The organism is Janthinobacterium sp. SUN206, from assembly GCF_030587305.1.
GTDB lineage: Bacteria > Pseudomonadota > Gammaproteobacteria > Burkholderiales > Burkholderiaceae_D > Janthinobacterium > Janthinobacterium kumbetense.
Genome location: NZ_JAPWIB010000002.1, coordinates 813,349 through 840,156, shown reverse-complemented (window position 1 = coordinate 840,156; position 26,808 = coordinate 813,349). Strand labels below are relative to the sequence as shown.

Sequence of the window (26,808 nt, the reverse complement as noted above, 5' to 3'; positions counted from 1 at the left end):
ATTGGAGAAAGAATTAATCTTTCCGTCCGGCTTTCCAGTTGAGACCAAAGTTGTAGCGCTCGTCCATCGCCTGGTGCGCCGTGATTTTACCTTGGCCGCCGAAGTATTCCACCAATTTTGTCACCTGCAGGTTGCCGCCGTGGTTTTCCAGCATGGCGATGGCGCACATGGCGTGCTGGCTGTCGCTGTCGAGGCGCACTTCCACGGTTGGCTGGCCGGGAATTTCGATCGTCACGACGCCATCCGTGGCGGCCCAGTTCGGCACGCCTTCGTAGATGAACGCGTACACGAGCACGCGCTTGATCTGGTCGAAATGGGTGCCGTTGATGAAGATGTTTTCGCCGCTGCTGACGCTGCCCGTGCGGTCGTCGCCTTCCAGGTGGATGTACGGCGGACGGTCATATGCGCCCCAGCTGTTGCCCAGCGCCTGCACGGCGCTCTTGGCGCCGTTGCTCATTTCGAACAGACAGCCGATATCGAGGTCGATGCCGCCCGCACGGCCGGCCGGCTTGTTGAACAGCTTGCCGAGGAAGCCCGTGTCCAGCTTCGAGGCGGGCGCCTGGCCTTGCGACGCGTTCTGGTTCCAGTTCAGGTTGACGCGGATGCGGCCATAGCCGCCGCTGTCGCGCTTGTCGAGCGAAATCTTGTCGCCGCGCTTTTCCAGGCGGATCTTCGACAGCGAGATTTTATTCGCCGCCGGCGGGGCCGCTGGCGCAGGCACGGGAACCGGCGCCGGGGACGATTGCGCCGCCTCGCTGCCGCCGAAGTGTTTCAGCAGCGCCGCCAGGCCGCCCGCGAAACCCTGGCCCACGGCGCCGAAGCGCCAGCTGCCGTCGCGGCGATACAGCTCGCCGATGATGACGGCTTTCTCGTCCTGGAAGTCATTGCCCGTGAAGGCAAACGTGGCCGCCTGGCCCAGCGCCATGCTGGAATTGCCCAGCGCGCGCATGCTGCCCTGTTCCGTCGCCGCCGTGAAGACCAGCTTGTCGATCGAGGCGGGCAGGCGGGAAAGGTCCACCTGGAAGGTGGAGCGGGGGCCGTTCAAGTCCACCGTGATGGCGTTGTCCGGCGCGCTTTTCTGGTTGAAGAACACCATGTAGCGGTCGTCCGACAGCTTGCCGGCCGCATCGACGCCGAAGCAGCTGACGTCCACTTCCATCGAACCCGATACGATATCGAGCGTGACGGCAAACGGGCCATTCAAGCCCAGGTCAGCCAGTTTGCCTTTTTGTCCGCGTGTGAAATTGGTCATGGTCGTGCAATCCCTTCGTCGCTTGAGAGTTGAGTCAATGAGGTAGTCGGTGCGTGCGCCGGCGCCGTGTCGGCCGCGTGGCGGATGCCGAACAGGCGCGCCTGCTCGATGATGCGTTGCGCCCAGCTGCTGTGCGTGGCCACTTCGCACATCGATTCCTGCATGCGGAACACGGCCGGGCTGTCCGGATCGATGATGCGCAGCGCCAGTTCGATGTCCGACTGCGCCACCTGGTAATGGCGTTCGATTTGCGGCACCTGGTCCGGGTGGATGGCCGTCTTGGCGATCATGCCGTGCGCCATGTCCTGCGCCACTTCGGCGTCCAGCCAGCTGCCTTGCGACAGGTGCTCGAAGACGGGCGCCGTCAGCTGGAAGCCGTGCGGCTTGAAGATGGTCACCAGGCGGCCGATGACCTGTCCCAGCGGGGTTGAATAGATGGTGCCGCTGGTAGGGCGGCGCAAGCCCAGCAGGGCCAGCAGATCGTTGCCGCCGATGCGCAGGGCCAGGATGCGGCGGCGCACTTCCGGCGCCGACAGGACGATGCGGAACTGCTTCATTTCCTCGTCGTCGAACACTTCCGCCGTTTCCAGGGTCGGCATCAGCAAATGGTGCGTGTGGCGCACCAGCTCGAAATACGCGGCGAAGTTGTGGCGCGTGGATTTCGGCAGCACGAAGCCGCTCAATTTGTCGGCGCCGGGCATGGACAGTACGCGCGCCAGCACTTCGAGATTACGCACGCGCACGAAGCGCAAGGTATCCGATTCGGTGCCCATGTTTTGCAGCGCCAGCGACAAATTGAACAGCGCGTAACTGAGGTCGCGTTCCGCGATGGCGTCTTCGGTGCAAAGTATGACCGAACGCAAATGGCTGAATTTGTCGCCATTGGCGATCGCCAGCAAGTCCTTGTGCGTGGTCGGCACATACATGGAGGCGCCCAGCGCCGCCTTGTGTTCGCTTTGCGGGTGTAGGGAGTTGTTATCCATCGACTGCGCTCCTGATAAGGGCGACCGCCTGGTAAGGCAGCGCCGGTTCTACTGTGACGGGTATGGCTTTTTCCTGCGCCAGAAGCAGCAAATGTGCCACGTCCGGCGCATTCGTGTCGCGCACGATCAGGCGCTCGGGCACGCGGCGCAGCAGCACGCGGGTCGCTTCGCCGATGCCTGGCTTGATCAGGTTGATGTCGCTGATGCCGTACTCTTGCTGCGCCGCGGCCATGTAGGCTTGCGAGCGGGCCGCCATGGCTGGCGCATCGCTCGCTTCGGCCAGCGGGATGCCACTGCTGGCGGCAATCGCCATGGCGTCGGCCACGAGGCCGTCGGCGAAGGCGCGCGACTGGTCGTGCTGTTCGAACTGTGCGTAGTACACGCAGCCGTGGAAGTCGTCCGGGCCGATGGCTTCATTCAACACGGAGCGGCTGACCAGGCCCGAGACGGTGGCATTCAAAATGCTCGACGGGATCAGGTAGTCGCTGGCCGAGGCGGCGCAGGCGGCCGTGCCGGCCAGGTCGGACAGCACGAACAGGCCGCCGTCGATGGCCGTGCCATGCGCCGCGTTGAAATCGTTGACCGTCTGGCGCAGTTCGCGCGAAATCACGCCCTTGCCCGTCCAGCCGTCGACGAAGACGAGGGAGGCGTCACTGTGGCCCTGCGCCAGGATGTGCTGCAAGGCTTTCGCATCGATGCCGCGGTCGCGGATGATGGAGACGGAATAATGCTGGCACTCGCGCTGGAACACCTGGCGCAGCAAATGGCCCAGGATGACGCCCACGGGCGTGCCGGCGCGCGCCAGCGACACCAGCGTGACGGGCCCCGTGCGGCGCGCCGCGATCAGGGCCGCCAGGCGCAGGCAGTCGCGCGCCATCTGCAGGCGGTTGGCCGCGAACGCGCTCTGGAACAGGGCCAGGTAGGCGGGCGAGGGCAGGGATTCCGGCGACAGCATTTCGCTGTAGTGGCGCTGGCCCGACTGGATCAGCCGCTCCTTTTCGGCCAGGTCGAGGATGGGTTCGAGCGCCATCGGCGTGAGCAAAAATTCCACGTCTTCCTGCCGGTAGCTGCCGCTGAAATGCTGCCTGGTCATAGCGCCGCCACCGTAAGTGCCGCCAGCTGGGTGCCGTTGGGGATGATGGCGTAGTCGCAGGCGGCCATGAAGCGGGCGTCCGAACGGCTGTCGCCCATGCCGAAGCTGACGATGGGGCCGTGTTCGGCTTCCAGTTCCGCGCGCAGGTAGGCCACGGCGCGCGCCTTGTTCAAGGTCTTCGGCAGCACGGCCAGGTTGTTGCCGTTGCGGTGGATGAAGTAGTCGCTGCCTTCCGTGGCGATCCATTGCTGCAGCACCTGCTCTTCGATGTCGGCCAGGCGCTCGCCGCGCGCTTCATGGTCCTTGACGACGATGTAGAACGGCGTGTTGTAGTCCTCGATCAGGCGCGCGCGCGAGGGCATGCCCGTTTTGGCCTGGAAATCGTCGATGATGCGCATGGCGTCCCGCAGGCCGGGCAAGGCCGTCTGCATGTCGTCCTGCATCAGGGACAGCCAGCCCGCGTCAAGCGCGCCGCCCGGCTGCAGCACGATGCCGCCGTAATCGAGCACGCTGTAGCTGGTAAACGGCAGGTCGACGCGGCGGAAGGCGTCGCCATTTCTCGCCGTGGCGGGAATCAGGGTCATGCCGCTTTGCGCAAAGTCAAAGAAGGCGCGCTGACGCGCCGTCGTAAACGAGCAGGCGTCGCCATTTTTCAGATAGGCGGCTGGCTGCAGGTCGGTCTCGCCGACGCATTTTTTCGGGGTCTGGAACAGTGTGTCGTCCAGATCAACAAACAGGAATTTCTTCAATTTTGGTCTCTGACTGAAAGTGGAACAGGCGGCCATTCAACTGGCCGGCGAGTTGCATGAGGGCCGGGCTGGCCGGGGTTTCATGGCAGATAAAAACGTGCTGGTACTGGCCAGGCGCCACGTTGTACAGATAATTGGCGATGCCTTCGCCGTAATTGTCGTCGCAGCGGACGATGTGGCCGACGGAACCCCACGACAGGATGGGGGAGCGCGTGGTCGATTGCACCACCACGTTCTTGCCCAGGCTTTCCAATTCGCGCGCGAGCAGGAACGATGGATGCATGAATTCGCCCGTGCCCAGCACCAGCACGGAGTCGCCGGCGCCGATTTCCTGCGCCAGCTGCACCGCCAGGCCTTGCGGCGGATTCAAGGCGCGGCCCACGCCGATGCGGCCGAACGCGGGGCTGGCGCCCCGTTCCGCATTCGCCTCGAAGCGCTGCGCGCTGGCCGCCACGGGGGCCGGCGCATCGCCGGCCTGGAAGGCGTAGTGGCCGAAGAGCGCCGCGCCGATGCTGGTGGGCAGGCCGAAACGCTCACTCAAGCCCGCGTTGGCTGCCTGGCCCATGAAATTGGTGATCACGCCCAGGTGCAGTTTTTCCAGCTGCGGATAGCGCGCGCGGCACACTTGCACCAGGTTGGCGAAGGTGTTGCCGGTCGACGCTTCATCGTCGATCAGCACCAGGCTGCGCGCCGTGGAAAACAGGGCGCTTGCCGCGTCCGACAAATGCAGGAACTGGCGCGGCGCGTGGCTGTGCGATTCCTCGAATTCGAAGAAGGGCACGCTGCCCACGCGGTAGCGCGAGCTGTGCAAGAACAGGGCCTTGCCATTCGGGTTCGCGCGCAGCCACGCCTCGAACACGCCCTGGCCCAGGCCGACGGCCGTTTCCGCCATGGCGATGAAGACCACGGGACCGGGCAGGCTGGGGGGAATCTGCGCGGCCAGGTCGTCGTGGATGGCTTCCATGGCGCGCGGCGTGACGGGCCAGTGCTTGCCCAGCACCTTGGACAGGAACAAAAAGCCCCGCTTGGCGTTGGCGCGCGCGGCAAAGCCGATCAGCCAATCCAGCGGAAAGCGCGCCTCGTCCACTTTCAAGGTCAGTTCGCCCGTGGGCATCTGCTGCTTGACGAGGTTCATGGCAGCTCCACGGCGTAGGCGGCTTCGCCCACGCGCATGCCTTCCTGGATGGCGGGCACGGTGAGCTTGTCAAAGCCCTGGTCGAAACCGGCCAGCGCCAGGTAGGGCAGGTTGGGACCGGCCGCGCACGCCATGCCGATGCCGCCCGACATGCGCGGGTTGATCTCCAACAAGGCCAGGCCATTCGCGCCTTCGCGGAACTGGATGTTGAAGACGCCATTCAGGCGGTAGTCGCGCGCCAGTTTGTCGCAGGCCGCCAGCAAGTCGGCGCGCAGCTCGATCAGCTGGCCGCTGCCGCCCCCGTGCAGCTTCTTGCGCGGCACGGCGCAAATGAGCTTGCCCTGGTCGGCGACGCAGTCGGCGCTGTATTCGTGGCCATCGAGGTATTCCATCAGCAGCAGGGTCTTGAACGTTTCCATCTGCGCCAGGCCGTTGCGCAGCTCTTGCGCATTGATCTGGTAGGCGGCGCCGGCCAGCAACAGCTGGGCGCTGGTGCGCTCTTCATCGAGAATGGCAAAGCCCAGGGCATACACGGATTCGGACGGCTTGATGCACAGCTTGCGATGCAGCGGGCGCAGTTCGGCGCAGGCGGCGTCGTATTCGGCGATGTTTGTGACGGCGCGGTAGTCGGCCGGGCGCGCCATGGGCAGATCGAGGCCGTCGCAGAAGCGCGCCTTGTCATGCATCAGGGCCAGCGTCTCTTCGCTGGCCACGCTGAGCACGCGCGTGCCGATGGCGGCGAAGCGCGCGCTGGCGCTGCCGATCAGGCCAGCTTCCTTGCCGGGCCAGAAAATCGTGATGCCCCGGTCGCGGCAAAATTCCAGGCACCACTCGACATAATCGAGACCCGTGAGGCCGGACGGTTCGACCGCGTATTCGTGGGCCGCCAGGAAGGCGGCCGCGTGCGCGTTCGTATTGCTGCACACGAGGTGATAGCGGGGCGCACCGTTTGTCGCGGCCATATCGGCCTCGCGGATCAGGCGCATGGCCGTGCCGACGGAGGAAAATGTTTTGTTGAACCAGACTCTTTGCATGTACGGGGACCGGGTGGAAATAGGGGGAAGCCGCGCGCAGGTGCGCGCGCGGGGATTCTAGCTAGCCAGACTTAACCTGGCCTTAGAATTTTTTTGAACTACAACGTTGAGCAACAAACTAACAGCGCCTGACAAAACCGTAGCGAGCGGAAGGAAGAGGTGGCCGAGAAGCGCAACCGTACTAAAGTACGGTGAGCATCGCAGGCCGCCTATGCCGACGCGTAGTAGGTTTGGTCAGGTGCCTCTAGCCAGCCTTGCCGCTGGCCGTCCACTTCAGGAAGGCGTCGCGGTTGCGCGAGCAGATGAACACCTTGCCCGAGCCGGAAAAGCGCAGCACGATGCCTTCGCCGCTGGTCACGCTGTTGACGATATTGCCGAGGAAGCCGCCGATGCCGCCGCCGCCCGAACCGCCGCCCGTGGTCACGGAAATTTCGTATTTCAGGCTATTGTCCCAGCACACGACGTGGGAATTGTCGATCACGACATCCTTGCCCGGCTCGACATCGAGCTGGAACATGGAGCCGAAGCCCGACACCACCACTTGTCCCGTGCCGGCCGTCTCCATGACGAAGAAGCCGCCCGACTGGGCGAACAAGGCGTTGCCGATGCTTTGCGTGCGCACCTTCATTTCCGTGCCCGAGGTGGCGGCGACAAAGGCGCCGTCGTTGAGCAGGTACTGGCGCGCGCCCACGTCGACCACTTCGATGGCGCCCGGCAGGGTGGGCGAGAGCAGGCAGTCGCCGCTGCCGCGCACCGCTTCGATGTGTTGCTGGAAGAACGATTCGCCGTTGGCGAAGCGGCGCATGATGGCGCTGCCCAGGCCGCCCGTCATCTTGCCTTTCAAGTCCAGCGCCGTTTCCATCATCACCATCGCATCGGATTCGCAATAGATGGTTTCTCCCTGTTTCATGCTGACGTGGAGGAAAGGATCGACGTCGCCCGTGACACTAAATACTGGCATGATAAATCTCCAAAAAAAAGCCGCCTGAACTGTGCAGGCGGCAGTGATGATATGACATTTATACAATTCACCCCGGAAAACCGTAGCGGGCACGCTCAATGAGCGGCCAGCAGGTTTAACGAGCGTGAATGTTAGGCATTGACGCCGAACGAACGGGCCAGTGGGCCCAGGCCGCCGTTGAAGCCCTGGCCGATAGCCTTGAACTTCCATTCGCCGTTGTAGCGGTAGATTTCGCCAAAGATCATCGCCGTTTCCGTCGAGCTGTCTTCGGACAGGTCGTAGCGGGCGATTTCTTTTTCGCCTTCCGCGTTCAGGCAGCGGATGAAGGCTTTCGAAACCATGCCGAAGTTCTGGCGGCGCGCGTCGGCATCGTGAATGGTGACGGTGATGCTGATGCGGTCGATGTCGTTTGGCACGCGGGTCAGGTCGATTTCGATGCGCTCATCGTCGCCTTCGCCTTCGCCCGTGGTGTTGTCACCCGTGTGGACGACGGAGCCGTCGGTCGACTTCAGGTTGTTGTAGAAAATGAAGTCAGAGTCGCCACGGACTTTGCCGTCGCTTTTCAGGAGGAAAGCGCTACCGTCAAGGTCGAAGGTGGCGCCGTCCGTCGAACGAGGATCCCAGCCGAGGCCGACGATGATCTTCTTCAGGTTCGGTGCTTCCTTGCTCAGGTTGACGTTGCCGCCTTTTTGCAAACTGATTGCCATGTGGTGCTCCTTTTCAGTAATTAACTCAAAACGCCAATCAAAACCTACTGCGCGTCGTAATTTGCGGCCTGCGATGCTCACTGTACCTTCGTACAGTTGCGCTTCTCTGCCACAACTTCCTTCCACTCGCTACGGTTTTGTCAGGCGTTGTTAAACATGCCTTCATGGGATGAGCGCAAGGCGCTCGTGCCATTACTTCCTCAAATGGGGGCGGAACCCCCGATTTCAAGCTTGTGCCGCGTGCCGTTTGCGATAACGCAAGGATGACCACAGCGAGACCAGGATGAAGGCCACGCCCGACAGGCCCGTGAACCACTCCGGAATATGGTACTTGACGGACGCCAGCATGATCAAGGCAAGGATGCCGATCGCATAGTGGGCGCCGTGCTCCAGGTAGACGAATTCGTCCAGCGTGCCCTTGTGCACCAGGTATACCGTCATCGAGCGCACGAACATGGCGCCGATGGCCAGGCCCAGCATGATGATGACGACGTCGTTGGTGATGGCGAACGCGCCGATCACGCCGTCAAAGCTGAACGAGGCGTCCAGCACTTCCAGGTACAGGAAGCCGCCGATGCTGCCGCGCGCCACGGTTTTTACCAGGTCGCCATTGCCGTTCCTGGCCGGCGCGGCGTTTTCTTCTGCGTCATCCTGCAAGTCCGGTTCGCCTTCTTCCAGCAAGCCGCTGATCCAGTTCACGCCGATGTAGACGGCGATGCCGACGATGCCCGACGCGAGCACGCTGTATTTTTGTTCCACGGGGCCCATGGCCACGCAGGCAGCCACGGCACCCATGGTGATCAGCACGGCCAGGCTTTCCGTGCCCAGCGCGTTGACTTTTTCCTCGGCCCAGCCCAGCCAGTGCAATTCCTTCTCGTCGTCGAACAGGAAGTTCAGGAACACCAGCAGCAGGAAGGCGCCGCCGAAGGCTGCCACTTGCGCATGGTTGTCCGTCAGGTGCTTGGCGTACACATCGGGCGTCGTGGTGGCCATGGTCCATACGTCGACGAGGCCCAGGCCCGTGGCGACGGAAACGATGACCAATGGAAACAGCAGCCGCATACCGAAGACGGCCACGAGGATACCTACCGTCAAGAACAGTTTTTGCCAGAATTCATTCCAGTGACGCAAGACCGAGGCATTCACCACCGCATTGTCGAACGACAGCGACACTTCCATGATGCCCAGCACGCCCGTGATCCACAGCGCCTGGATCAGGCCCGGCATGCCGCCATGGCTGTAACCCCACCAGCCTGACACAGCCATCAGGATAAAAGTGACTAAAAAGGAAATTCTGAAATGCCGCATGAGTACCCCGTTGCAAGTATGAAAGACGTTTGATTATCCGCGCCGCTGTGTGCGCCGCACTGAGTGTTGATATACGTCAATTGTTGTATATGCCATGATTTTATATTAGTTGCCGCCGGGGACGGCGTTTTATAGGCTGACGACAGACAGTTCTGCTGGCGCGGATGTTCTGCGATAATTGCGGCGCGCCTGTCTCCCCTGACACACCCTATACATATATAAGAAGGAATACCCCGTGGATATCGCTTACCTCGTCACGCCCCTGATCACCTGGATCCTGGTCGGACCGATCAAATTCCTGATCAACAGTGTCCGCACGCGGCAATGGGCGTTCGGCCTGGTCGGCAATGGCGGCTTTCCCAGCAACCATAGTGCCGTCGTGTCCAGCATGGCGACCCTGATCGCCTTGCGCGAAGGCATCGGCCATCCCGCCTTCGGCGTGGCAGTGACCCTGGCCTTCATCGTCATCATCGACGCCAACAGCCTGCGCCAGCACGTGGGCAAGCAGGCGGCCGCCATCAACCGCCTGGCCAAGGAAGCGACCAGCCCCGCGCATACCTGGTTGCGCGAGCGCATGGGCCATACCCTGGTGGAAATCGCCGGCGGCCTGTGCACGGGCGTGGCCATCGGTTTCCTGATCAACACCGTTTTCGGCCGCTAAGTTCGCTTCCCCTGAAACGCAAAACCCCGCTTCAAGGCGGGGTTTTGCGTTTCAGGGCGTAAAAACTACGTTTCATCCATTGATTAAAGCATTACAGGAAACCGCCGATTGACATGCCCGGATGCGCTCATGGATACTTTGGCGCTTGTGGTTTTAATAAAAATATTATGCTTGCTATCGCTCGCAGCCCTATCCGGGCCGCGGGAACGGTAGTGGTGCTATCTATCCGGAGAATTACCCATGTTGCGCAAAACCCTGTTTGTTCTGGCAATCGCTTCTGCCCTGGCCGCCTGCGGCAAAGAGTCCAAAGATCCCGGCAAGGGCGGCAAGAATGCCAAGGAACAGGCGGGCGCTGCCGCCAATTTGCTCGTGTCCCCGGAAGACTTGCTGACCATCCAGAGCAATGCGCTGGCGTCGGGGCCGGTCATTACCGGCTCCGTGCAGCCTGAGCGCAACGCGGATTTGCGCGCCGAAGTATCGGCCGTGGTGATCCAGGTCATGAAGGAAAATGGTGAAATCGTCAAGCGGGGCGACGTGCTGGTGCGCCTGGACGAAACGTCCATCCGCGACGGCCTCAATTCGGCCGAGGAAGCCAGCCGCGCCGCCGGCCAGGTGCTGGAGCAGTCCGAACGCATGTTCCAGCGCATGAAAACCCTGCGCGCTTCGGGCATGACGTCGACGCAGGCGCTGGAAGACGCGGAAATCCGCCGCAACAATGCGCAAAGCGATCTGTCCGCCGCGAAAAGCCGCGCCGTGCAAGCGCGCCAGCAGTTGCAGCGCACCCTCGTGCGCGCGCCGTTCGACGGCATCGTGAGCGAGCGCAAGGTATCGAATGGCGATACGGCGCAAATCGGCAAGGAATTGATCAAGGTCATCGATCCAACCAGCATGCGCCTGGAAGGCCTGGTGTCGGCCGACAAGATCGGCGTCGTCAAGGTGGGCCAGCCGGTATTGTTCCGCATCAATGGTTATCCGGGACAGGATTTCGCGGGCAAGGTGCGCCGCGTCGATCCGGCCGCCAACGCCGTCACGCGCCAGGTGGCCGTGCTCGTCGATTTCAATGACAAGGAACAACCGCGCGTGGCCGGCCTGTATGCGGAAGGCCGCATCGAGACGGAAACCGTCAGCGCGCTGATGATACCCGACTCGGCCCTGGTGAAGGCGGGCGACGTCACGTACACGTGGAAAGTCAAGGACAAGGCCTTGCATAAAGTCAACTTGCGCATCGGCGCGCGCGACGTGCGCACGGGCCAGTGGGAAGTGCAAAGCGGCCTGGCCAGCGGCGATACCGTGCTGCGCACGCCGGGCTCGACCTTCAAGGATGGGCAGAAAGTGGAATTGACGGCCGCCAAGGCCGTGCCAGCCGCCGCCGTGGCCAGCAGCAGCACCGCCGTTGCCGGTAAAGGAAACTAAGCCATGTTCCTTTCCGATTTCAGTATCAAGCGGCCCACCGCCACCATCGTCCTGATCCTGGCCATGATGTGCGTCGGCTTGCTGGCGCTCAAGAAATTGCGCGTCAACCAGAACCCGGACGTCGAAGTACCGTTCATCGTCGTCAGCATTCCTTACCCTGGCGCGTCGCCCGACACGGTCGAGCGCGAAGTGGTGAACCGCCTGGAAAAGTCCTTGCAAAGCATTTCCGGCGTGACCGAAGTCAACAGCGATTCGAATGAAGGTTCGGCCAGCATCTTCCTGAAGTTTTCCTTCAATACCAATTTGATCGAAGCGTCCGACAATATCCGCAATGCGATTGCCGCCGTGCGCTACAAGTTGCCGACGGAAATGCGCGAACCTATCCTGCAGCGCATCGATCCGGCTGCAGAGCCCATCATGCAGCTGGCCCTGTCGTCGAATACGCAAAGCCATGCGGAAATTTCGCGCCTGGCCGAGGACGTGCTGTCGGACCGCTTCCGCACCGTCGATGGCGTGGCGCTGGTCAACGTGGGCGGTTCGCTCAAGCGCGAACTGTCCGTGCTGCTGCGGGCGGAAAAGTTGCGTGAATACAATGTTTCCGTCAGCGACGTCGTCACCGCTTTGCGCAACCAGAACACGAATGCGCCCGTGGGCAAGGTGCGCGGCACCCTGGACGAGAAAAGCATCCGCCTCGTGGGCCGCATCGAGTCGCCAAGCGACTTCGAAAAAGTGGTGATCAAGCGCCGCGGCGAGGAAATCGTGCGCCTGGCGCAAGTGGCTACCATCGAAGATGGCTTTGCCGAAGTCAACAGCCTGAGCATGCGCAGCGGCAAGCCCAACGTGGGCATTTCGATCACCCGCGTGCGCGACGCTTCCACCGTCAGCGTGGCCAACAAGATCCGCGACATGGTGGCGGAAATCAACAAGACCTTGCCGAAAGGCACGATCCTGCAAGTGACGCGCGACGGCGGCGAAAACGCCCAGCATAGCTTGAACAATGTGATCGAATCGCTGGTGCTGGGCGCCGTGCTGACGATTTTCGTCGTCTACGCCTTCCTGAACTCGTGGCGTTCGACCCTGATCACGGCGCTGAGCCTGCCTACATCCGTGATTGCCGCCTTCATTGCCGTGTGGCTGTGCGGCTTTACCCTGAACTTCATGACCTTGCTGGGCTTGTCGCTGGCCATTGGCGTGCTGATCGATGATGCCATCGTCGTGCGCGAAAACATCGTGCGCCACATGCAAATGGGCAAGGACCGCCGCACGGCCGCGCTGGAAGGCACGGCCGAGATTGGCATGGCCGTGGCCGCCACGACCTTCTCCATCATCGCCGTCTTCATTCCCGTCGCGTTCATGCCCGGCATCTCCGGCGAATGGTTCCGTCCGTTTGCCTTGACGGTGACGTGCTCGGTGCTCGTCAGCCTGGGCATCTCGTTTACGCTCGACCCGATGTTGTCGGCTTACTGGGGCGACCCGGTCGAGGAACACTCGGCACCGAAAAAAGGCATCGGCCGTGTACTGGAAAAATTCAATCACTGGTTCGACCACCAGGCCGACCGCTATGGCCGCGTGATCGCCTGGGCCCTGCATCATCGCCGCTGGATGGCCGTGATCGCCTTCGGCAGCCTGGTGGGCGCCATCGTCCTGCACGCTACGCATGGCGGCACGAGTTTCCTGCCAGCATCCGATTCGGGCAACTTGATGATCAATGTGCGCACCCCATCGTCGAGCAGCATCGAGTATTCGCGTTTGAAACTGGAAGCGGCGGCCGTGCTGGCGCGTACCTTGCCTGAAACCAAGGATACCAACAGTTCCATCAATGCAGGCGGCGGACGCGTTTATGTCGACATCGGCAAGCGCAATACCCGCAAGCGTTCGGCCAAGGAAATCGCCGTCGAGCTGCGCGAAAAGATGTCCCGCCTGGTGGGCGCCGAATACGTGGTGCAGGATGACTTGAGCAACGGTTCGCAAAAACCGATCCAGGTGGAATTCACGGGCCCGGATTCGCGCAAACTGATGGAAATCACGAATGCCTATATGGACAAGCTGCGTGCCATTCCCGGCGCCGTCGACGTGGGCCTGTCCGAGCAAGACCCGAAGAACGAGCTGCAGATCGAGCTGAACCGTGGCCTGGCCAACTCGATGGGTATTTCCGTCAATGACGCGGCGCAATCGTTGCGCGTGGCCTTCGCCGGCGTGGAAGTGGGCGACTGGGTCGATCCGACGGGCGAAACGCGCGACGTGGCCGTGCGCCTGCATCCCGATGACCGCGTGGCATCGGAAAACATCGAGCGCCTGCCGATCAGCGTGACGGGGACTTCGCAAATGGTCCCGCTCGACCAGATCGCCACCATCACCATGGGCAAGGGCCCTTCCGGCATCGAACACAAGAATGGCAAGCGCACGATTACCGTGTCGGCCAATGCGCAAGGCCGCTCGAACGGCGAAGTGACGAGCGACGCCATGAAACTGGCCAACTCCATCGACTTCCCGCCCGGCTACGGCCTGGCGCTGGGCGGCGCCGGCCAGGATCAGCAAGAGCTGTTCACGGAAATGCTGATCGCGCTGGTGATGGGTATCGGCCTGATGTATTTGATCCTGGTGATGCAGTTTGGTTCCTTCACCGCGCCGGTGGCCGTGATGATGTCCTTACCGCTCAGTTTGATCGGCGTGGTGGTGGCGCTGGTGATCACGAATAACACCCTCAACCTGATGAGCTTTATCGGCATCATCATGCTGATGGGGCTGGTCGCCAAGAACGCCATCCTGCTGTTGGACGCGGCGCGCAAGCGCGAGGAAGAGGGCCATGGCCGCGAAGACGCGCTGATGTATGCGGGCCGCATGCGTCTGCGCCCCATCCTGATGACGACGTTCGCGCTGATCGCCGGCATGTTCCCCGTGGCGCTGGGCCTGGGCGAGGGCGGCGAGTTCTACCGTCCATTGGCGATCGCCATCATCGGCGGCACCATCACCTCGACGATTCTGACCCTGCTGGTCGTGCCGACCTTCTATGACAGCATCGAAATCGCCCGCGATGGCGCCGTAGCCAAGTTCCACCGCCGCGCTGCGCGCATGCCCGTGGCCGTAGCCATGCTATTGACCTTGATCGAGTGCGTGCTGACCCTGCTGCTGGTGCGCTTCGCCTACCGCATGCTGAAAAAGGCCGTGCTGTTCCTGATGGGACGCCGCACGCCGAAGGCGACGTCGGTCAGCCTGCAAAAGTAAAACCGGGCCAAGGCCAGCTTGCGCTGCGCCGTGGTATTTCAAGAGCCTTCCGCGGAAGGCTCTTTTTTTTGCCTGCCCGGTTGGCCAGGATGCGGCGCGCTAGCTGTTGCGCGGTGGCGGCGTGGTCCCTGTGCCGTTGCCAGGCGGCGTGGTGGAGGGCGGGGTGGTCGTGCCATCGGGGTTGGTGGTGGTGCCCGGTGCCATCCCTGGCGTGGCCGGCGTGGTGGCGTCCGGATTGGTCGTGCCCGTGGTGCCGGACGTGCCGCTGGTGGCGGGCGGCGTTGCCGGCGCGGTGGCGGCGGGCGTGGCGGTGGTGCTGGTATCGTTGCGCTTGTTACAACCGCCCAGCAGCGCACAGACGATGGCGCTGCCGAGGACGAGCTTGCTGGTGGTCAGGAGTGGAGCCGTCATGATTGTTCCTTTTCAGTGAAAGACTGTCGTGGAAACGCATGCCTCGCCAGATTGCGTATCTGGAGCAAGGCTGGCATCGCTTGCAAGGTTTAGAGTAGGCGGGCCGGTACTGGTTCACCGGACTTGCACAGGCGCGGTGCTGGCGGAGATAGGGAGCGCGCTGCGTTTGACGCAGCGCAAATCCGCAAGGGATACGGGGTGGGCCAGGACAGGACGTCCTGGCCGCGCAAGACGATTTATTTGGCGGCAGGGGCCTTGCTCACTTCCACTTCCCAATCCACGCCCGACTCGACGTGATGCTTGGCGGCAAAGTCGCCCTGGCTGATGGCGACGGCCACGTCGAGCAGGCTGTTCAGGTAGACGAGGGGCTTGCCCTTGGCCACGCCGCCAAACGTGTGCTCGAACGGCGCCGTGACCTTGGCCACTTGCTTGCCCTTGTGCAAGATGCGTACTTGCAGCGGGTCGTGCAGTTTTACCTGCAACTCGTCGAGCAGGGATTTCGGAATGTTCGTCCACACATTGCCGTATTTCACATCCAGTACGGGCACGATGCCGCGAATCGTGTTGCCATCGCGTACAGGCTTTTGATACGCGATCTTCACCACGGATTCGCTCGGCAATTGCGGACCCACCTGTTCATAGCTGATGGCGCCCGACGCCAGGCGCGCACCGACGTACGCGTACACGTCGCGGCCATGGAAGGTGTAGGACTCGGCGGAGCCAGCCAGGCGGTTGACCTTTTCATCGATTTCGCGCAGTTCGGCCACGCCGTCGCGCTCGGCGATCAGGGTGAACAGGCCATTGTCCGGCCCCACGAAGTAGCGCCCGCCCTTGGTTTTCAGCACCACCGACTTGCGCGCCGTGCCCACGCCCGGATCGATGACGGAAACGAATACCGTGCCTTCCGGCCAGTAGTTGGCCGTCTGGTACAAGCGGTAGGCGCCCAGCCAGATATCGTAGTCGGGAATCTGGTGCGTCAGGTCCGAAATGGTCAGCTGCGGATCGACGCCATAGGCCACGCCATGCATGGCCGACACGGCGCCATCGGCCGTGCCGAAGTCCGTCATCAGCACCAGCGGCGTGCCGGCCTGGGCGGACGACAGCAGGAGGGCGCTCAGGCAGGTGCCGGCGACGAGGTGGGAGAGGCGTTTGATGATCATGATTTCCTTTGTATCCAGTGTCAGAATGTGTAGCTTAATTTAGCGTAAAAGTACGCGCCATTGACGCCGATGGGGTTGATGAAATTGTAGGGCAGGGCGCCGCCATACGTGGCGTTATTCGTTTCCCGCACGCGCTGCGGATAGCGGTCGAGGATGTTGTTGCCGCCCACGCTCAAGGTCAGTTGCTTGCTCAGTTTCAATTGGCCTTCCAGGTCCAGCGACCAGACGGCGCCGAAGCGTTGTGCGGGGATGCCGTCGATCAAGGGCGCATCGCTGTCATACGAAAAGTCTTTCAGCTCGCCAAAGCGCGTGGCGCGCGCCTGCACGCCCCAGCCGGCCGCCTGCCAGTCGGCGCCGAGGATTAATTTGCTGGAGGGTGACGCATGTTTGATGCGGAACAAACTCGTCTCCGTCAGCAGGGTCAGACTGGGATCGATGTTGGCCAGCGCAGCGGAACTCTGGCGTACCTTGTCGAGGCTGGTCTTGTTCAGGTTCAGCGCCGCATTCAGGTTCAGCTTGCCTGAGGTGAACGCCAGGTCGTGGTTCAGCACCACGTCCAGGCCTTTGGTCCGTGTGTCGAGCAGGTTGGCCAGGTAGGCCACGGACTGGATGTCGCTGCGGTCATTCGCCGCCAGGTAGGCCGTGACGGCGTCGCTTTGCAAGTCGCTCGAACGCGTGATGCGGTCGCGGATGCGGATCACGTAGGCGTCCACCGTCACGCTGGTGGCGGTGGCCGGTTTCCAGGCCAGGCCCAGCGAGACGTTGGTCGATTTTTCAGGTTTCAGCTGTTGCGCGCCGAAGCTGCGCGCCAGCGGGGCGCTGGCCGGCAGCAGGGCCGCCGTTTGCAGGGCTGTGCCATCGGCATTGAAGTTCAGGGTGGCGAAGCGGAAACCCGTCTGCACGAGGGCCGGTGCGCGGAAACTGTTCGACAGCGAACCGCGCACAAGGAAGTTGTCCGTCACTTTATAACGCGTCGACAGCTTGCCCGTGCTGGCGCTGCCGAAGTCGCTGTAGTGGGAATAGCGGGCGGCGGCGCCTACCAGCAGGCGTGGCGTGAGGTCGCTTTCCACGTCCGCATACACGGAGCGGATTTGCCGGCTGCCGTCGTAGGCGTCCAATGGGCGCAAGCCCGGTTCTGCCTGCGCGCCCGGCGGCGCATCGGTAAAGCTGCCGGCCGCATACGAGGCAGGGTCGCCAGCCGAGCTGGTGTAGGTTTCGCGCATCCATTCGGCGCCCACCGCCAGGTTCAAGGGGGCGGGCAAGCCGATGTCGATGCTGCGCGTGGCATCGAGATTCAAGGCGTTCTGGCGGAAGTCGAAGCCGGCCAAATTAAAACGCGTGGGGCTGGCCGCGCCCAGCGAGGCGTTGACGGAGTGGCTCACGCCGTAGTCAAAGCGGTCGCTGCCGTGGCGCGCGCTGGCGTCCCAGTTCCACTCGCCCCAGCTGCCGCGCACGCCGGCCACGATGCTGAGGTCGCGCTTGTCGCCGTTGGTGACGGGACGGTAGCCGTTCGGATACAGGGCCGGCACATTCGACGGGTCGCCCGGATAGCGGAAGTAGGCGCTGCCGTCCGATGTGCGCTCGTTGAGGGTGGCAAACGAGTACAGGTCCAGGCCGTTATCCAGGGTGAGCTGGGTGTTGTAGAACAGATAGTGGTTGCGCTGGCGCGAGTCGCCCGACTTGAACACCACCTTGCCGTCGAGCGCCTGGTCGGCTGGCGTGAAGTTGTAGGAAGTCCAGCCCGCGTCGCTGGGGCCGGCCCGTTCCGTGGGCGAGCGGTGCCGCGTTTCCGCGCCGAAGCGGAAGTAGCCCGCGTCGCCCAGAGGCACGCCATAGTCGGCGTTGACGATGACGGTCTGGCCATCCATCAGGGTTTGATCGGTCGGGTCGAAATGCGTGTGGTTGGCGCCATAGCTGATGGACGCGGCGCCGCCCGTACGGGCCTTCTTCAGCACGATGTTGATCACGCCCGCCACGGCATCGCTGCCGTACTGGGCGCCGGCGCCGTCGCGCAGGATTTCGATATGGTCGATGGCGTTCGGCGGAATGGCGTTGATGTCCACCGGCACGGTGCCGGCAAAGCTGCTTTCCGTGTCGAGCACGGCGCTCGTGTGGCGGCGCTTGCCGTTGATCAATACCAGCACCTGGTCGGGCGCCAGTCCCCGCAACTGGATGCCGCGCACGGAGTCCGACGCGCCGCTCGACTCGATGCGGGGGAAGTTGATCGAGGGCGACAGGTTTTGCAGGGCCGCGCCCACGTCGCCCGTCGCCAGCGCATTGCTCACTTCGCGCGCGCCGAAACGGTCGATGGGCACGCTGCTGTCGAACACCGTGCGGTTGCGCGCGCGCGAGCCGACGACGGTGACCTGGTCAATGTCGGCGCCGGCCGTGTCAGCGGCAGCGCCTGTGCCGGCGGTGGCTTGCGCGTCCTGGGCCCAGGCGGACGGTGCGCCCAGCATGGCGCAGGCCAGCACGATGGCGCGCAGGGGCGTGGCGGGAAGGGAGGCGGGGGCGGATGAATGGCGCGGATGCAAGGCGGTGTCCTTTGGGCTCGATTAGTGTCGGTGTGGAAACAGTTGCCATGAGCTTAAGGGAGGCGCCCGCCGGCGCTAACGATTCTTTCTGGATATGCTTATGCTGTTGTTTTTATGCCGTTATGACCCCGCGCTCAGGATTTCGGCGCGGCCGGCATGTCGGGCTGGGCCGTGACTTGTGTGCCGGCCGCTTCCAGCGGTCGAGGATGCCGAACTCCCTTTCACGCAGGCGCTCGTCGGCTACCACGCAGGGGAGGCTGTCCGCACCGATGCGCGCCAGCACGGCTTGTGCTGTCCGCTGCACCCGCATGTAGGGCGAGTACAGCACGACAGTTGCCTGTTGTTCAGGGGGGGCGAATCAGTCGCCCAGGGCTTGCGCCTGGCGCGCGCCCAGTTGGGAGAGGGGGGGATCGACATCGCGCTCGGCGATGGCGATCAGTAACTGTTTTTCCGCTTCAGCGGCATCGCGCGCCACGTCACCGGCACTTTGGCCGTGACGCACGATCCAGATGTGCTGCGGCCATTTCTGTTTCATCGCCTTGCGCCTTCCTCCATGTTTATTGTCAATCAATATAGAGGGAGGCGGCAAGGCACGGCGCTGGATAACTTCCTAGGCGGCGTGTTCCGCTTCGTCCAGGTCGGGCGCGTCGTCGCTGTTGTAGACGGCCAGGTCGGTTTGTCCCATGACCCGGCTGGTGACGGTGCCGGCCGTGATCGAACCGCTCACGTTCAGGGCCGTGCGGCCCATGTCGATCAGCGGTTCGACGGAGATCAGCAAGCCGGCCAGCGCGACGGGCAAGTCCATCGCCGACAGCACGATCAGGGCGGCAAACGTGGCGCCGCCGCCCACGCCGGCCACGCCGACGGAACCGATGGTGATGATGGCCAGCAAGGGCAGCAGGAAGCTGATCGTGAATGGATCGACGCCGACGGTGGGGGCGATCATCACGGCCAGCATGGCGGGATAGATGCCGGCGCAGCCGTTCTGGCCGATGGTCGAACCGAACGAGGCAGCAAAGTTGGCGATGCCTTCCGGCGTGCCCAGGCGCTGGGTTTGCGTCTGCACGCTCATCGGGATCGAACCGGCGCTGGTGCGCGAGGTGAATGCGAAGGCCAGCACGGGGAAGACTTTTTTCACGAAGCGCAGCGGGTTCAGGCCCACGCCGGCGATGATGGCCAGGTGGACGAGGAACATCAAGATCAGCGCGCTGTACGAGGCGACGACGAAGTTGATCAATTTCAAGATGTCCGTGTAGCTCGACGAGGCCACCACTTCAAACATCAGCGCGAACACGCCGTACGGCGTCAGGCGCAACACCAGGGTGACCATGCGCATGACGATGGCGTGCGCCACTTTCATGAAGTTTTCGAAGGATGCGAAAATTTCCGGCTTCTTGGCGGCGATGCCCGTGGCCGAGATGCCGATGAAGATGGAGAACACGACCACGGCGATGGTCGACGTCTTGCGCGCGCCCGTCATGTCGAGGAAGGGGTTGGTCGGCACGAAGCTGACCAGCAGTTTCGGCAGGGACAGGGCCTTTGCCGTTTCCAGCGAGCCTTGCAGCTGCACGCCGCGCGCCACTTCGGCGGCGCTCGACGTCAGGCCGACAGCCGTCAGGCCGAACAGCTTGGCCATCAAAATGCCCAGCGCGGCGGCGACCGTGGTGGTGATGAGCAGGGTGCCGATGGTCAGCGCGCTGATCTTGCCCAGGGAACTCGCGTCCTTGAGTTTCAATATGGCGGAGATGATGGATACCATGATCAGCGGCATGATGATCATTTGCAGCAATTTGACGTAGCCGCTGCCGACGATGTCGATGTATTCATTGGTGCCGGCGATGATGGGCGAGCCGGCGCCGTACAGCCACTGTACGGCCGCACCGAGCAGCACGCCCAGGCCCAGGCCCGTGAAGACGCGCACGGTAAACGTCGCGTGTTTGCGTTGCTGGTGGAACATGAAGGCGAAGACGATCAGCGCAACGAGCAGGTTCAGAATGATGTTAATTGCCATAAGTGGGCCTTATCTTGGTTTTATTCGAGACTGCGGAGAGCGCGTGGAACTTTGCTACCAGTAACTTTCGTTCTTGCCCCGGGCGAAAGGGCAAGCACTGTACAGTACTATGGTGGCGTTTTGCGCAATACCGCTGCGAATATTACGCTATATGAATATGCTCCACAGGCATAAGTCTTCCGGCGGATTGTGAAAAACATGATTTCATGCCAGCATGTTTTGCCTATTTATTAATATCGTGCCAATTATTTCAAGGAAAAAGATGAATGCTTTAACGGAAGTGCAGGTACTCGATGCGGAAGAACGCTTGCGCCTGGCCATGATGGCCTCCGACGTTGCGGTACTGAAAGATTTGCTGGCCGATGACTTGTTGTTCACCAATCACCTGGGGCATTTGCTGAGCAAGCATGCGGACCTGGCCGCGCATGAGCAGCGCTTGCTGACCATCACGGACTTGCGCGCCTCCGAGCGCCATGTGCGCGTCAACGGCCACGTGGCCGTCGTTTCCGTGCGCATGCAACTGACGGGCAGCTATCACGACGTGGAAACGCATGGCGACTTCCGTTTTACGCGCGTCTGGGCGCACAATGCGGCCGGCGCGCTGCAAGTGATCGCCGCCCATTCCGGCGTCGTGGCTTGAGGAGCAAGATTTAGTGGATCATCGTTCCAAAGGGCAGCTGTTGGAAGCTGTCATCGCCGCCGGCCCGGCCACCCTGGCCATCACGGCCGGCTATCCCGTGCTGCTGTACAACCTGGTGCGCACCTGGGCCGACGCCCCCGGCGCCAATGCGCTGGCCGCGTTGCTGCTGACGGGCGGCCTGTGGGCCTTGCTGGAATTCTGGCGCATCGCCCTGGCGACGGTGGCGCGCAAGGCATACGCGTTCAACTGGCGCTTCTGGCTGGCCATCGCCAGTTTTCTCGCCTGCTTCGTGCGTTTCGTGCCGGACATGCCGGCCGGACTGATGTTGTTGCTGATGATGCTGCCGGCGCTGGCGTGGACGCATTTCATCTTGTTGCAGATCAAGCGCCCGCGCAAGGCTTGATTGCTGGAAGTGTCGTAGCGGGAGCGATATAGCATGAGTGCAATCCAAAAACTGGGCGAGCAATTCCACGCGATAGCGTCGAAATCCGACTTTTTCATGGCGACGTATGTGGATGCCGTCAAACTGCGCGTGGCGCGAACGCAGATCAGCAAAGGGCCGTTATGTAACGTCAGGCCATTCGATGCCCAAAGGGCCGGCTTCAAGCCGGGAAAAGAGCTGAAGTCGCTGCCCGCGACGCTGAAAGATACTCATGTCTACTATTTCGATGGGGAAGGCAGGGTCATCCTGGTGGAAAGCTATGGCGGATCTGCTGCCGTCATCAACAGGAGTTTCTATTTTCATGAGCGCGGCGAACTGAAAAGCGTGCATTTCAATGCGGGAGGGAGCTTGAGGAATGTCATGCTCAGTTTTCTTGACGGGGCACGCATCGCGCAGGACATTAATTTCGGAAAATTTGGCGAAGGGACTTACGATTACCTGTATGAGGATGATCGCCTCCATTCCATCGTGGTCCGGCAGAGAGAGCATGGCCAGGAAAACCATACCGGATATCAGATCCTGTTCGGCTATGTGGACGGACAGATGGACAATATTCTTCACGTGTTTGCGAATGGATATCAGGAGCAGCGCTATCCATGACGATGGTGGTTTTTAAGGCAAGGCCATGAAAAAACACATGTGGCATCTGTATTATGGTGGGACAGATGTGGTGGACGCCAATGCAGCGTGGGCGAGCGGGCATGCCGGTGCGGGCATCTGTACAGACTGCGGAAATTATATGCCCGGGAATGAAGGCGATTTCGCCGTGGTGGTGGATCAGCGTATTCCTGCACAAGCGGATATGTTTTCCATGGGGCGCTTGTCGCCGTCCATCATGTCCGCCAGGCTGCAGCAGTTGATTATGGCTGATCCTCGCCATCCTGCGCGTCCAGCCACTGTATCCGTCCATTCCCCGCCTCCAGCAGGTGGGCGAGCAGGGCGGTGGCCGCCGTTTCAGGCAGGCTGAAGTCGAACAGTACGTCTGCGCCATGTTCCACGTTCAGCAAGGTGGCGCCGGCGCCGTCGAGCTCGCGGCGCAGCATGCCTTCCATCGCATACGGCACCGTGCAGCGCAGGGACCTTTGGCGCACGATGGCCGTCTTTTCCGCCTGCAACAACGCTTGCGCCACGCTGTCCGTGTAGGCGCGCACGAGGCCGCCTGCGCCCAGCTTGATCCCGCCAAAGTAGCGCACGACGGTCGCCAGCACGCCTTCCAGGTCCTGGTGGCGCAGCACGTCGAGCATGGGCCGCCCGGCCGTGCCGCTCGGCTCGCCATCGTCGACGGCCGCCGATTGCCCGCCCGCCAGCAGCGCCCAGCATACATGGCAGGCGCCCGGATGCTGCGCCTTCAAATCGTTGACCACTTGCTGCGCGCTGGCGCGGTCCGTCATCGGTTGCACGCAGCCGATGAAACGGCTTTTCTTGATGATCAGTTCGCTGTGGACGGGGGCGGCAATGGTAAACGGCATGGCGGTTGCGAAGGCGGGCAAAGCAGCATGATAGAGGAAATGCGCGCCCGCGACGAGCCAGTGCCGCCTACGTGGCCGATGGCGATACCAGTTCGCGCAGCGCAGCATCGCGCACTTGGACGATGTCGAACAGTCCCAGTGCGTGAAGGGCGGGCAGCGCGTCGCGGATGTCGCGTTCGGCGCTGCTGCGCTCGGCGTCGCTGCTGGCCTCATCCAGCCATAGCCGGGCATTCGCCAGGAAGGCGCCCACCGTTCCCTTGCGTACGGTGACGCCATTGAACTGGCCCTGGTTTTGTTGATCCGGCAATACGTCTTCTGCTCGCATGGTGCACTCCTCAATGTTGGAAAGATTCCACTGTATGATGGACGGATTGTCTTGCCTGCGTTGTTTATGACTATCGATACGTCAAATCCGCCAATTTTTCCAGCGTCGCCGCCATCGCCGCTGCGCGCCATGCGCTTGTCCCAGCCGCAGGAAAGGGTGACGCCGCCGCACCGCCATGCCAGCGGCCAGCTGTTCGGCGCCGAGCGTGGCCTGCTTTCCGTGGCTGCCGATCATGGGCAGTGGGTGGTGCCCGCCAGCCACTGCGTGTGGATGCCGCCCCATCACGTCCACGCGCTGCGTTCGCATGGCCCGTTTGCGGGCTGGAGCGTGTATGTGGACGAGGCCAGTTGCGCCAGCTTGCCTGCCGCGCCGTGCGTGATGCGCGTCTCGGGTTTGCTGCGCGAGGCGGTGGGCTGCGCCAGCGCCTGGAACGACGGTGCGCTGGACGCGCGCCAGGCCCGGGTGGCAGGCGTGATCCTCGACGAGATCGCCGCCGCGCCGCACGAGCCGTTCGGTTTGCCGCTACCCACGGACCCGCGCCTGCTGCGCGTGGCGCGGGCCGTGCTCGATGACCTTGCCGACGAGCGGGGCGTGGAAGCGCTGGCCGCCTGGGCCGGCGTGTCGCCGCGCACCCTGGCGCGCCGTTTCACGATCGAGACCGGTTTTACTCCGTCCGCCTGGCGCCAGCGCGCCCGCATCCTGCGCGCCCTGGAGTTGCTGGCCGCCGGCCAGCCCGTCACGACGATTGCACTGGACCTGGGCTACGACAACGTCAGCGCCTTCATCGCCATGTTCAAGCGCGTGATGGGCGTGACGCCGGGGAGGTATGGGGACGGACATGGCGGTGAATCGAGCAATATCGGTATTTGATAAAGCGCACCTTGCTGTTGATAGAGGCGGCCAAGGCTGAAATCGTGTGCGAATGCCGGACTTGATCCCTATCCCTCGTCCTTCCTGATCTTGTGCTGTTCCGATGTTGACGCTTGACGGCTTGTCTTTTGATCGTTTGAGAGAGGGTAATAGCACCTAACAAAACGTCGTCCCCGGAAACAAAGGGCACCGATGCTGGTCAAACCTACCTGACATCATTTTCGAGGGCCGCGCCATGGCCAAAGCACTTCTTCCTGATGACCTGTGGGCGCTGATTCAGCCTTTGCTGCCAGCACATCGTCGCTCTCCCAAAGGCGGGCGTCCTCGCATTGACGACCGTGCCGCCTTGACCGGCGTCCTGTTCGTCCTCAAGACCGGCTTGCCTTGGGAATATCTTCCCCGTGAACTCGGTTGCGGCAGCGGCATGAGTTGCTGGCGGCGTCTACATACCTGGCAACAAACCGGCACGTGGCAACGCATCCATGACGCCATGCTGCAGCACTTGCGGAAATACGACCAAATTCAGTGGGAACGCGCCAGTGTCGACTCGGCCAGCGTGCCATCCCCCCTCGGCAGACAGCATACCGGCCCCAATCCCACCGACCGCGGCAAGCTCGGATGCAAGCACCATCTGCTCGTCGATCAACGCGGTCTGCCTCTGGTGGCGAGCATATCGGGGGCTCAGGTACATGATTCCCGAATGCTCATTCCCCTGCTTGAAGCCGTCCTTCCAGTAGCAGGTCTTGCTGGCCGTCCACGCAAACGTCCTGCCAAACTGCATGCCGACAAGGCCTACGCTTCGCGTGCCCATCGGGCCTGGTTGCGCAGCCGTGGCATCGTTCCACGCATAGCCCGCTACGGCATTGAGTCGCGCGAACGCCTAAGTAGCCCCCAATAAATTATTGTGATTTCTGACTTCCATAACCGGCGCTCTGCGTCGCAGCGGGCGCCTTGCATAGCATCCAGTTCTGTTCGTCATAAATTCACAATAATTTCCTGAGAATTACTTAGGTAAATGGCGATGGGTGGTCGAACGCACAATGAGCTGGCTGCACCGCTTTCGCCGATTACGCATCCGCTACGAGCGCCGTGCCGATATCCATCAGGCATTCCTCTCGCTTGCCTGCATACTCATCTGCTGGAGATACATTCAGAGGTTTTGTTAGGCGTTCTAAGTCTCAATCCAGGTTTGTTTTTTATTTGGTTAATTCATATTTTTTTGGAAAATTATCGTATTTAATTGAGTTCAGTGAAGTATTTTCCTGCGGCGATAGGATAGTGAGTGTGTGGAAGCTATCAAGTGAGGTTGTATTTTTAAAAATCGGTAGTGTTGAAATAATAATTGATAGTGTGTTTCATTTAAGCTAACATATATTTGTTAATGTAAATATAAGGAAATGTATACTATGAATTTTTTGAGAGTTGCGGCGATTTTTTTGGCACTGACATGCGCTTCTGCCAATGCTCAAACAATTGTCACATATGATATAAAAAATGGGCGTGCAAAGGATGCAGGGAACTGGAATAATAATTACGATGGAACGCTAACGCGAGTTCATCCCACATTGGATTTGATTTATGATTACAGTGGCGGTAAAGGATCGTTGAATGATGGAATAGTTCCGAGTGGCGTTGAGAGTACCCAGTTCATCTATTCCCCTGATAATCCGATAATTACTTTGCACTTGTCGGGTCAGAGTATTATTCATGAGATGAATTTTTATAGTATGTTGCACGCAGGAAATGTCTCTGCTGGAAATTTGTCGGGGGCAAAGATCAGCTTTGGCGATCAGTCGCTATACTTGAATGCGACTAACTGGGGACCAAAATGCAGCAGTAACCTGTGCAATAATGGATTCAGTTTTGCCGGAACGGCTCTGGAGGGAATTGCCACGGATGTAATAACGATTAGTGATTTTAAAAATATAGGTAATGGTCTGCCCCTATATGCCATTGGTGAGATTGTCTTGAATGGATCGTTGGTATCGCCCGTTCCTGAGCCAAGTACCTATGGAATGTTGCTTGTCGGAATTGTTGCGATTGGGTTGCAGGCAAGAAGGCGCCGCGGCGCCAAATCTGATATGGCTTGAGATGCCTGGGAGGGGGTATGTAGGACTGTCGTGTGCTAGCGCAGATGCGGCGGAAACAGAAAAGCCCACGAACCGGGTTCGTGGGCTTTTCTGAAGTATTTGGTAGGCCGTGCGGGATTCGAACCTGCGACCAACGGATTAAAAGTCCGCTGCTCTACCAGCTGAGCTAACGACCCAAAAACTTTGACTACTTACTGCGGTAACGCTGTGCCGTATCAACATGCTTGCCATGCTGACGACTGAATCTTGGTAGGCCGTGCGGGATTCGAACCTGCGACCAACGGATTAAAAGTCCGCTGCTCTACCAGCTGAGCTAACGACCCAAGGGCGGCTAT

The 26,808-nt window shown here is 61.5% G+C and carries 25 protein-coding genes, 2 tRNA genes and 2 pseudogenes; 10 read left to right on the top strand and 19 right to left on the bottom strand.

What is annotated here, in order from left to right:
• Window positions 1-13 precede the first annotated feature (13 nt).
• The 9 genes from O3300_RS16735 to O3300_RS16695 all read right to left on the bottom strand — a co-directional run bounded on the left by O3300_RS16735 (window position 14) and on the right by O3300_RS16695 (window position 9,222).
• Entirely contained in the window at window positions 14-1,252 is a 1,239-nt protein-coding gene (locus O3300_RS16735; protein ID WP_305053566.1) for a TerD family protein, read from the bottom strand.
• The gene (locus O3300_RS16730) at window positions 1,249-2,235 is read right to left on the bottom strand and encodes an HpcH/HpaI aldolase/citrate lyase family protein (protein ID WP_305053565.1); all 987 of its coding nucleotides are present in this window, start codon (window positions 2,233-2,235) and stop codon (window positions 1,249-1,251) included. Before O3300_RS16730 ends, O3300_RS16735 begins: the two co-directional genes overlap by 4 nt.
• Window positions 2,228-3,328, bottom strand: coding sequence for a cysteine protease StiP family protein (locus tag O3300_RS16725; protein WP_305053564.1), 1,101 nt, complete (start codon window positions 3,326-3,328; stop codon window positions 2,228-2,230). The genes O3300_RS16730 and O3300_RS16725 overlap by 8 nt, the downstream gene beginning before the upstream one ends.
• A complete protein-coding gene (locus tag O3300_RS16720) occupies window positions 3,325-4,077 on the bottom strand; it encodes an HAD family hydrolase (protein ID WP_289918897.1) in 753 nt (250 codons plus the stop codon). Before O3300_RS16720 ends, O3300_RS16725 begins: the two co-directional genes overlap by 4 nt.
• Window positions 4,055-5,212 (bottom strand): phosphoribosyltransferase domain-containing protein, encoded by a 1,158-nt coding sequence (locus tag O3300_RS16715; protein WP_305053563.1) that lies wholly within the window; start codon window positions 5,210-5,212, stop codon window positions 4,055-4,057. Before O3300_RS16715 ends, O3300_RS16720 begins: the two co-directional genes overlap by 23 nt.
• Window positions 5,209-6,246 (bottom strand): ATP-grasp domain-containing protein, encoded by a 1,038-nt coding sequence (locus O3300_RS16710; RefSeq protein ID WP_305053562.1) that lies wholly within the window; start codon window positions 6,244-6,246, stop codon window positions 5,209-5,211. Before O3300_RS16710 ends, O3300_RS16715 begins: the two co-directional genes overlap by 4 nt.
• 244 nt (window positions 6,247-6,490) lie before the next feature.
• The gene (locus tag O3300_RS16705; protein WP_070224704.1) at window positions 6,491-7,207 is read right to left on the bottom strand and encodes a TIGR00266 family protein; all 717 of its coding nucleotides are present in this window, start codon (window positions 7,205-7,207) and stop codon (window positions 6,491-6,493) included.
• Between the two features lie 131 nt (window positions 7,208-7,338).
• Window positions 7,339-7,914, bottom strand: a complete 576-nt coding sequence (locus O3300_RS16700) for a TerD family protein (RefSeq protein WP_086146096.1) — start codon at window positions 7,912-7,914, stop codon at window positions 7,339-7,341.
• A gap of 225 nt (window positions 7,915-8,139) precedes the next feature.
• Window positions 8,140-9,222 carry a DUF475 domain-containing protein gene (locus O3300_RS16695; protein ID WP_251350920.1) on the bottom strand — a complete coding sequence of 361 codons (1,083 nt, stop codon included), beginning with the start codon at window positions 9,220-9,222 and terminating at the stop codon, window positions 8,140-8,142.
• 235 nt (window positions 9,223-9,457) lie between these two features.
• Here O3300_RS16695 and O3300_RS16690 point away from each other — a divergent pair, with 235 nt between their 5' ends.
• The 3 genes from O3300_RS16690 to O3300_RS16680 all read left to right on the top strand — a co-directional run bounded on the left by O3300_RS16690 (window position 9,458) and on the right by O3300_RS16680 (window position 14,521).
• Window positions 9,458-9,883 (top strand): divergent PAP2 family protein, encoded by a 426-nt coding sequence (locus O3300_RS16690; RefSeq protein WP_251350919.1) that lies wholly within the window; start codon window positions 9,458-9,460, stop codon window positions 9,881-9,883.
• Between the two features lie 240 nt (window positions 9,884-10,123).
• Window positions 10,124-11,296 (top strand): efflux RND transporter periplasmic adaptor subunit, encoded by a 1,173-nt coding sequence (locus O3300_RS16685; protein WP_077401247.1) that lies wholly within the window; start codon window positions 10,124-10,126, stop codon window positions 11,294-11,296.
• 3 nt (window positions 11,297-11,299) lie between these two features.
• Entirely contained in the window at window positions 11,300-14,521 is a 3,222-nt protein-coding gene (locus O3300_RS16680; RefSeq protein ID WP_099664991.1) for an efflux RND transporter permease subunit, read from the top strand.
• Window positions 14,522-14,620: 99 nt separating this feature from the next.
• On the opposite strand, the gene O3300_RS16675 is transcribed toward O3300_RS16680, so the two are convergent.
• The 6 genes from O3300_RS16675 to O3300_RS16650 all read right to left on the bottom strand — a co-directional run bounded on the left by O3300_RS16675 (window position 14,621) and on the right by O3300_RS16650 (window position 20,637).
• A complete protein-coding gene (locus tag O3300_RS16675; protein WP_305053561.1) occupies window positions 14,621-14,932 on the bottom strand; it encodes a hypothetical protein in 312 nt (103 codons plus the stop codon).
• Window positions 14,933-15,168: 236 nt separating this feature from the next.
• Window positions 15,169-16,092, bottom strand: a complete 924-nt coding sequence (locus O3300_RS16670; protein ID WP_305053560.1) for an S-adenosyl-l-methionine hydroxide adenosyltransferase family protein — start codon at window positions 16,090-16,092, stop codon at window positions 15,169-15,171.
• 20 nt (window positions 16,093-16,112) lie between these two features.
• Window positions 16,113-18,626: a TonB-dependent siderophore receptor gene (locus O3300_RS16665; RefSeq protein ID WP_305053559.1), complete on the bottom strand. Its 2,514-nt coding sequence runs from the start codon at window positions 18,624-18,626 to the stop codon at window positions 16,113-16,115.
• Window positions 18,627-18,738: 112 nt separating this feature from the next.
• A complete protein-coding gene (locus tag O3300_RS16660) occupies window positions 18,739-18,954 on the bottom strand; it encodes a histidine phosphatase family protein (RefSeq protein ID WP_305053558.1) in 216 nt (71 codons plus the stop codon).
• Between the two features lie 30 nt (window positions 18,955-18,984).
• Window positions 18,985-19,161, bottom strand: a complete 177-nt coding sequence (locus O3300_RS16655; protein ID WP_251350915.1) for a histidine phosphatase family protein — start codon at window positions 19,159-19,161, stop codon at window positions 18,985-18,987.
• 75 nt (window positions 19,162-19,236) lie between these two features.
• A complete protein-coding gene (locus tag O3300_RS16650) occupies window positions 19,237-20,637 on the bottom strand; it encodes an L-cystine transporter (RefSeq protein WP_251350914.1) in 1,401 nt (466 codons plus the stop codon).
• A 262-nt stretch (window positions 20,638-20,899) separates the two neighbouring features.
• Here O3300_RS16650 and O3300_RS16645 point away from each other — a divergent pair, with 262 nt between their 5' ends.
• The 3 genes from O3300_RS16645 to O3300_RS16635 are packed head-to-tail and all read left to right on the top strand — an operon-like array spanning window position 20,900 to window position 22,319.
• Window positions 20,900-21,277, top strand: a complete 378-nt coding sequence (locus O3300_RS16645) for a nuclear transport factor 2 family protein (RefSeq protein WP_305053557.1) — start codon at window positions 20,900-20,902, stop codon at window positions 21,275-21,277.
• Window positions 21,278-21,290: 13 nt separating this feature from the next.
• On the top strand, window positions 21,291-21,680 hold the full coding sequence (locus O3300_RS16640) for a hypothetical protein (RefSeq protein WP_305053556.1): 390 nt from the start codon (window positions 21,291-21,293) through the stop codon (window positions 21,678-21,680).
• A gap of 33 nt (window positions 21,681-21,713) precedes the next feature.
• Window positions 21,714-22,319 carry a hypothetical protein gene (locus O3300_RS16635; RefSeq protein ID WP_305053555.1) on the top strand — a complete coding sequence of 202 codons (606 nt, stop codon included), beginning with the start codon at window positions 21,714-21,716 and terminating at the stop codon, window positions 22,317-22,319.
• 260 nt (window positions 22,320-22,579) lie between these two features.
• Here the strand turns inward: O3300_RS16635 and O3300_RS16630 are convergent, their stop codons facing one another.
• Window positions 22,580-23,188 (bottom strand): YigZ family protein, encoded by a 609-nt coding sequence (locus tag O3300_RS16630; RefSeq protein ID WP_289918915.1) that lies wholly within the window; start codon window positions 23,186-23,188, stop codon window positions 22,580-22,582.
• Window positions 23,189-23,255: 67 nt separating this feature from the next.
• On the bottom strand, window positions 23,256-23,513 hold the full coding sequence (locus tag O3300_RS16625; RefSeq protein WP_305053554.1) for a hypothetical protein: 258 nt from the start codon (window positions 23,511-23,513) through the stop codon (window positions 23,256-23,258).
• Between the two features lie 66 nt (window positions 23,514-23,579).
• Between O3300_RS16625 and O3300_RS16620 the strand changes: the two genes are divergently transcribed.
• The 4 genes and pseudogenes from O3300_RS16620 to O3300_RS16605 all read left to right on the top strand — a co-directional run bounded on the left by O3300_RS16620 (window position 23,580) and on the right by O3300_RS16605 (window position 26,473).
• Window positions 23,580-24,383: a helix-turn-helix domain-containing protein gene (locus O3300_RS16620; protein WP_369812297.1), complete on the top strand. Its 804-nt coding sequence runs from the start codon at window positions 23,580-23,582 to the stop codon at window positions 24,381-24,383.
• 235 nt (window positions 24,384-24,618) lie between these two features.
• Window positions 24,619-25,251 (top strand): annotated as a pseudogene (locus O3300_RS16615) (IS5 family transposase); the annotation flags it as partial.
• Between the two features lie 130 nt (window positions 25,252-25,381).
• Window positions 25,382-25,549 (top strand): annotated as a pseudogene (locus tag O3300_RS16610) (transposase); the annotation flags it as partial.
• Between the two features lie 240 nt (window positions 25,550-25,789).
• Window positions 25,790-26,473 (top strand): PEP-CTERM sorting domain-containing protein, encoded by a 684-nt coding sequence (locus O3300_RS16605; RefSeq protein WP_305053552.1) that lies wholly within the window; start codon window positions 25,790-25,792, stop codon window positions 26,471-26,473.
• A gap of 100 nt (window positions 26,474-26,573) precedes the next feature.
• Here the strand turns inward: O3300_RS16605 and O3300_RS16600 are convergent.
• Both O3300_RS16600 and O3300_RS16595 read right to left on the bottom strand, forming a co-directional pair.
• Window positions 26,574-26,649 (bottom strand) — tRNA-Lys (locus O3300_RS16600).
• A gap of 71 nt (window positions 26,650-26,720) precedes the next feature.
• A tRNA-Lys gene (locus O3300_RS16595) sits at window positions 26,721-26,796 on the bottom strand.
• Window positions 26,797-26,808 lie beyond the last annotated feature (12 nt).

Bases quoted from the DNA above. Each gene is read 5' to 3' on its own strand.
- O3300_RS16680 (WP_099664991.1), top strand. From the start codon at position 11,300: ATGTTCCTTTCCGATTTCAGTATCAAGCGGCCCACCGCCACCATCGTC.
- O3300_RS16625 (WP_305053554.1), bottom strand. From the start codon at position 23,513: ATGCGAGCAGAAGACGTATTGCCGGATCAACAAAACCAGGGCCAGTTC.
- O3300_RS16735 (WP_305053566.1), bottom strand. From the start codon at position 1,252: ATGACCAATTTCACACGCGGACAAAAAGGCAAACTGGCTGACCTGGGC.
- O3300_RS16730 (WP_305053565.1), bottom strand. From the start codon at position 2,235: ATGGATAACAACTCCCTACACCCGCAAAGCGAACACAAGGCGGCGCTG.
- O3300_RS16725 (WP_305053564.1), bottom strand. From the start codon at position 3,328: ATGACCAGGCAGCATTTCAGCGGCAGCTACCGGCAGGAAGACGTGGAA.
- O3300_RS16605 (WP_305053552.1), top strand. From the start codon at position 25,790: ATGAATTTTTTGAGAGTTGCGGCGATTTTTTTGGCACTGACATGCGCT.
- O3300_RS16630 (WP_289918915.1), bottom strand. From the start codon at position 23,188: ATGCCGTTTACCATTGCCGCCCCCGTCCACAGCGAACTGATCATCAAG.
- O3300_RS16710 (WP_305053562.1), bottom strand. From the start codon at position 6,246: ATGCAAAGAGTCTGGTTCAACAAAACATTTTCCTCCGTCGGCACGGCC.
- O3300_RS16645 (WP_305053557.1), top strand. From the start codon at position 20,900: ATGAATGCTTTAACGGAAGTGCAGGTACTCGATGCGGAAGAACGCTTG.
- O3300_RS16685 (WP_077401247.1), top strand. From the start codon at position 10,124: ATGTTGCGCAAAACCCTGTTTGTTCTGGCAATCGCTTCTGCCCTGGCC.
- O3300_RS16700 (WP_086146096.1), bottom strand. From the start codon at position 7,914: ATGGCAATCAGTTTGCAAAAAGGCGGCAACGTCAACCTGAGCAAGGAA.
- O3300_RS16620 (WP_369812297.1), top strand. From the start codon at position 23,580: ATGACTATCGATACGTCAAATCCGCCAATTTTTCCAGCGTCGCCGCCA.
- O3300_RS16635 (WP_305053555.1), top strand. From the start codon at position 21,714: ATGAGTGCAATCCAAAAACTGGGCGAGCAATTCCACGCGATAGCGTCG.
- O3300_RS16675 (WP_305053561.1), bottom strand. From the start codon at position 14,932: ATGACGGCTCCACTCCTGACCACCAGCAAGCTCGTCCTCGGCAGCGCC.
- O3300_RS16695 (WP_251350920.1), bottom strand. From the start codon at position 9,222: ATGCGGCATTTCAGAATTTCCTTTTTAGTCACTTTTATCCTGATGGCT.
- O3300_RS16715 (WP_305053563.1), bottom strand. From the start codon at position 5,212: ATGAACCTCGTCAAGCAGCAGATGCCCACGGGCGAACTGACCTTGAAA.
- O3300_RS16670 (WP_305053560.1), bottom strand. From the start codon at position 16,092: ATGATCATCAAACGCCTCTCCCACCTCGTCGCCGGCACCTGCCTGAGC.
- O3300_RS16655 (WP_251350915.1), bottom strand. From the start codon at position 19,161: ATGAAACAGAAATGGCCGCAGCACATCTGGATCGTGCGTCACGGCCAA.
- O3300_RS16705 (WP_070224704.1), bottom strand. From the start codon at position 7,207: ATGCCAGTATTTAGTGTCACGGGCGACGTCGATCCTTTCCTCCACGTC.
- O3300_RS16650 (WP_251350914.1), bottom strand. From the start codon at position 20,637: ATGGCAATTAACATCATTCTGAACCTGCTCGTTGCGCTGATCGTCTTC.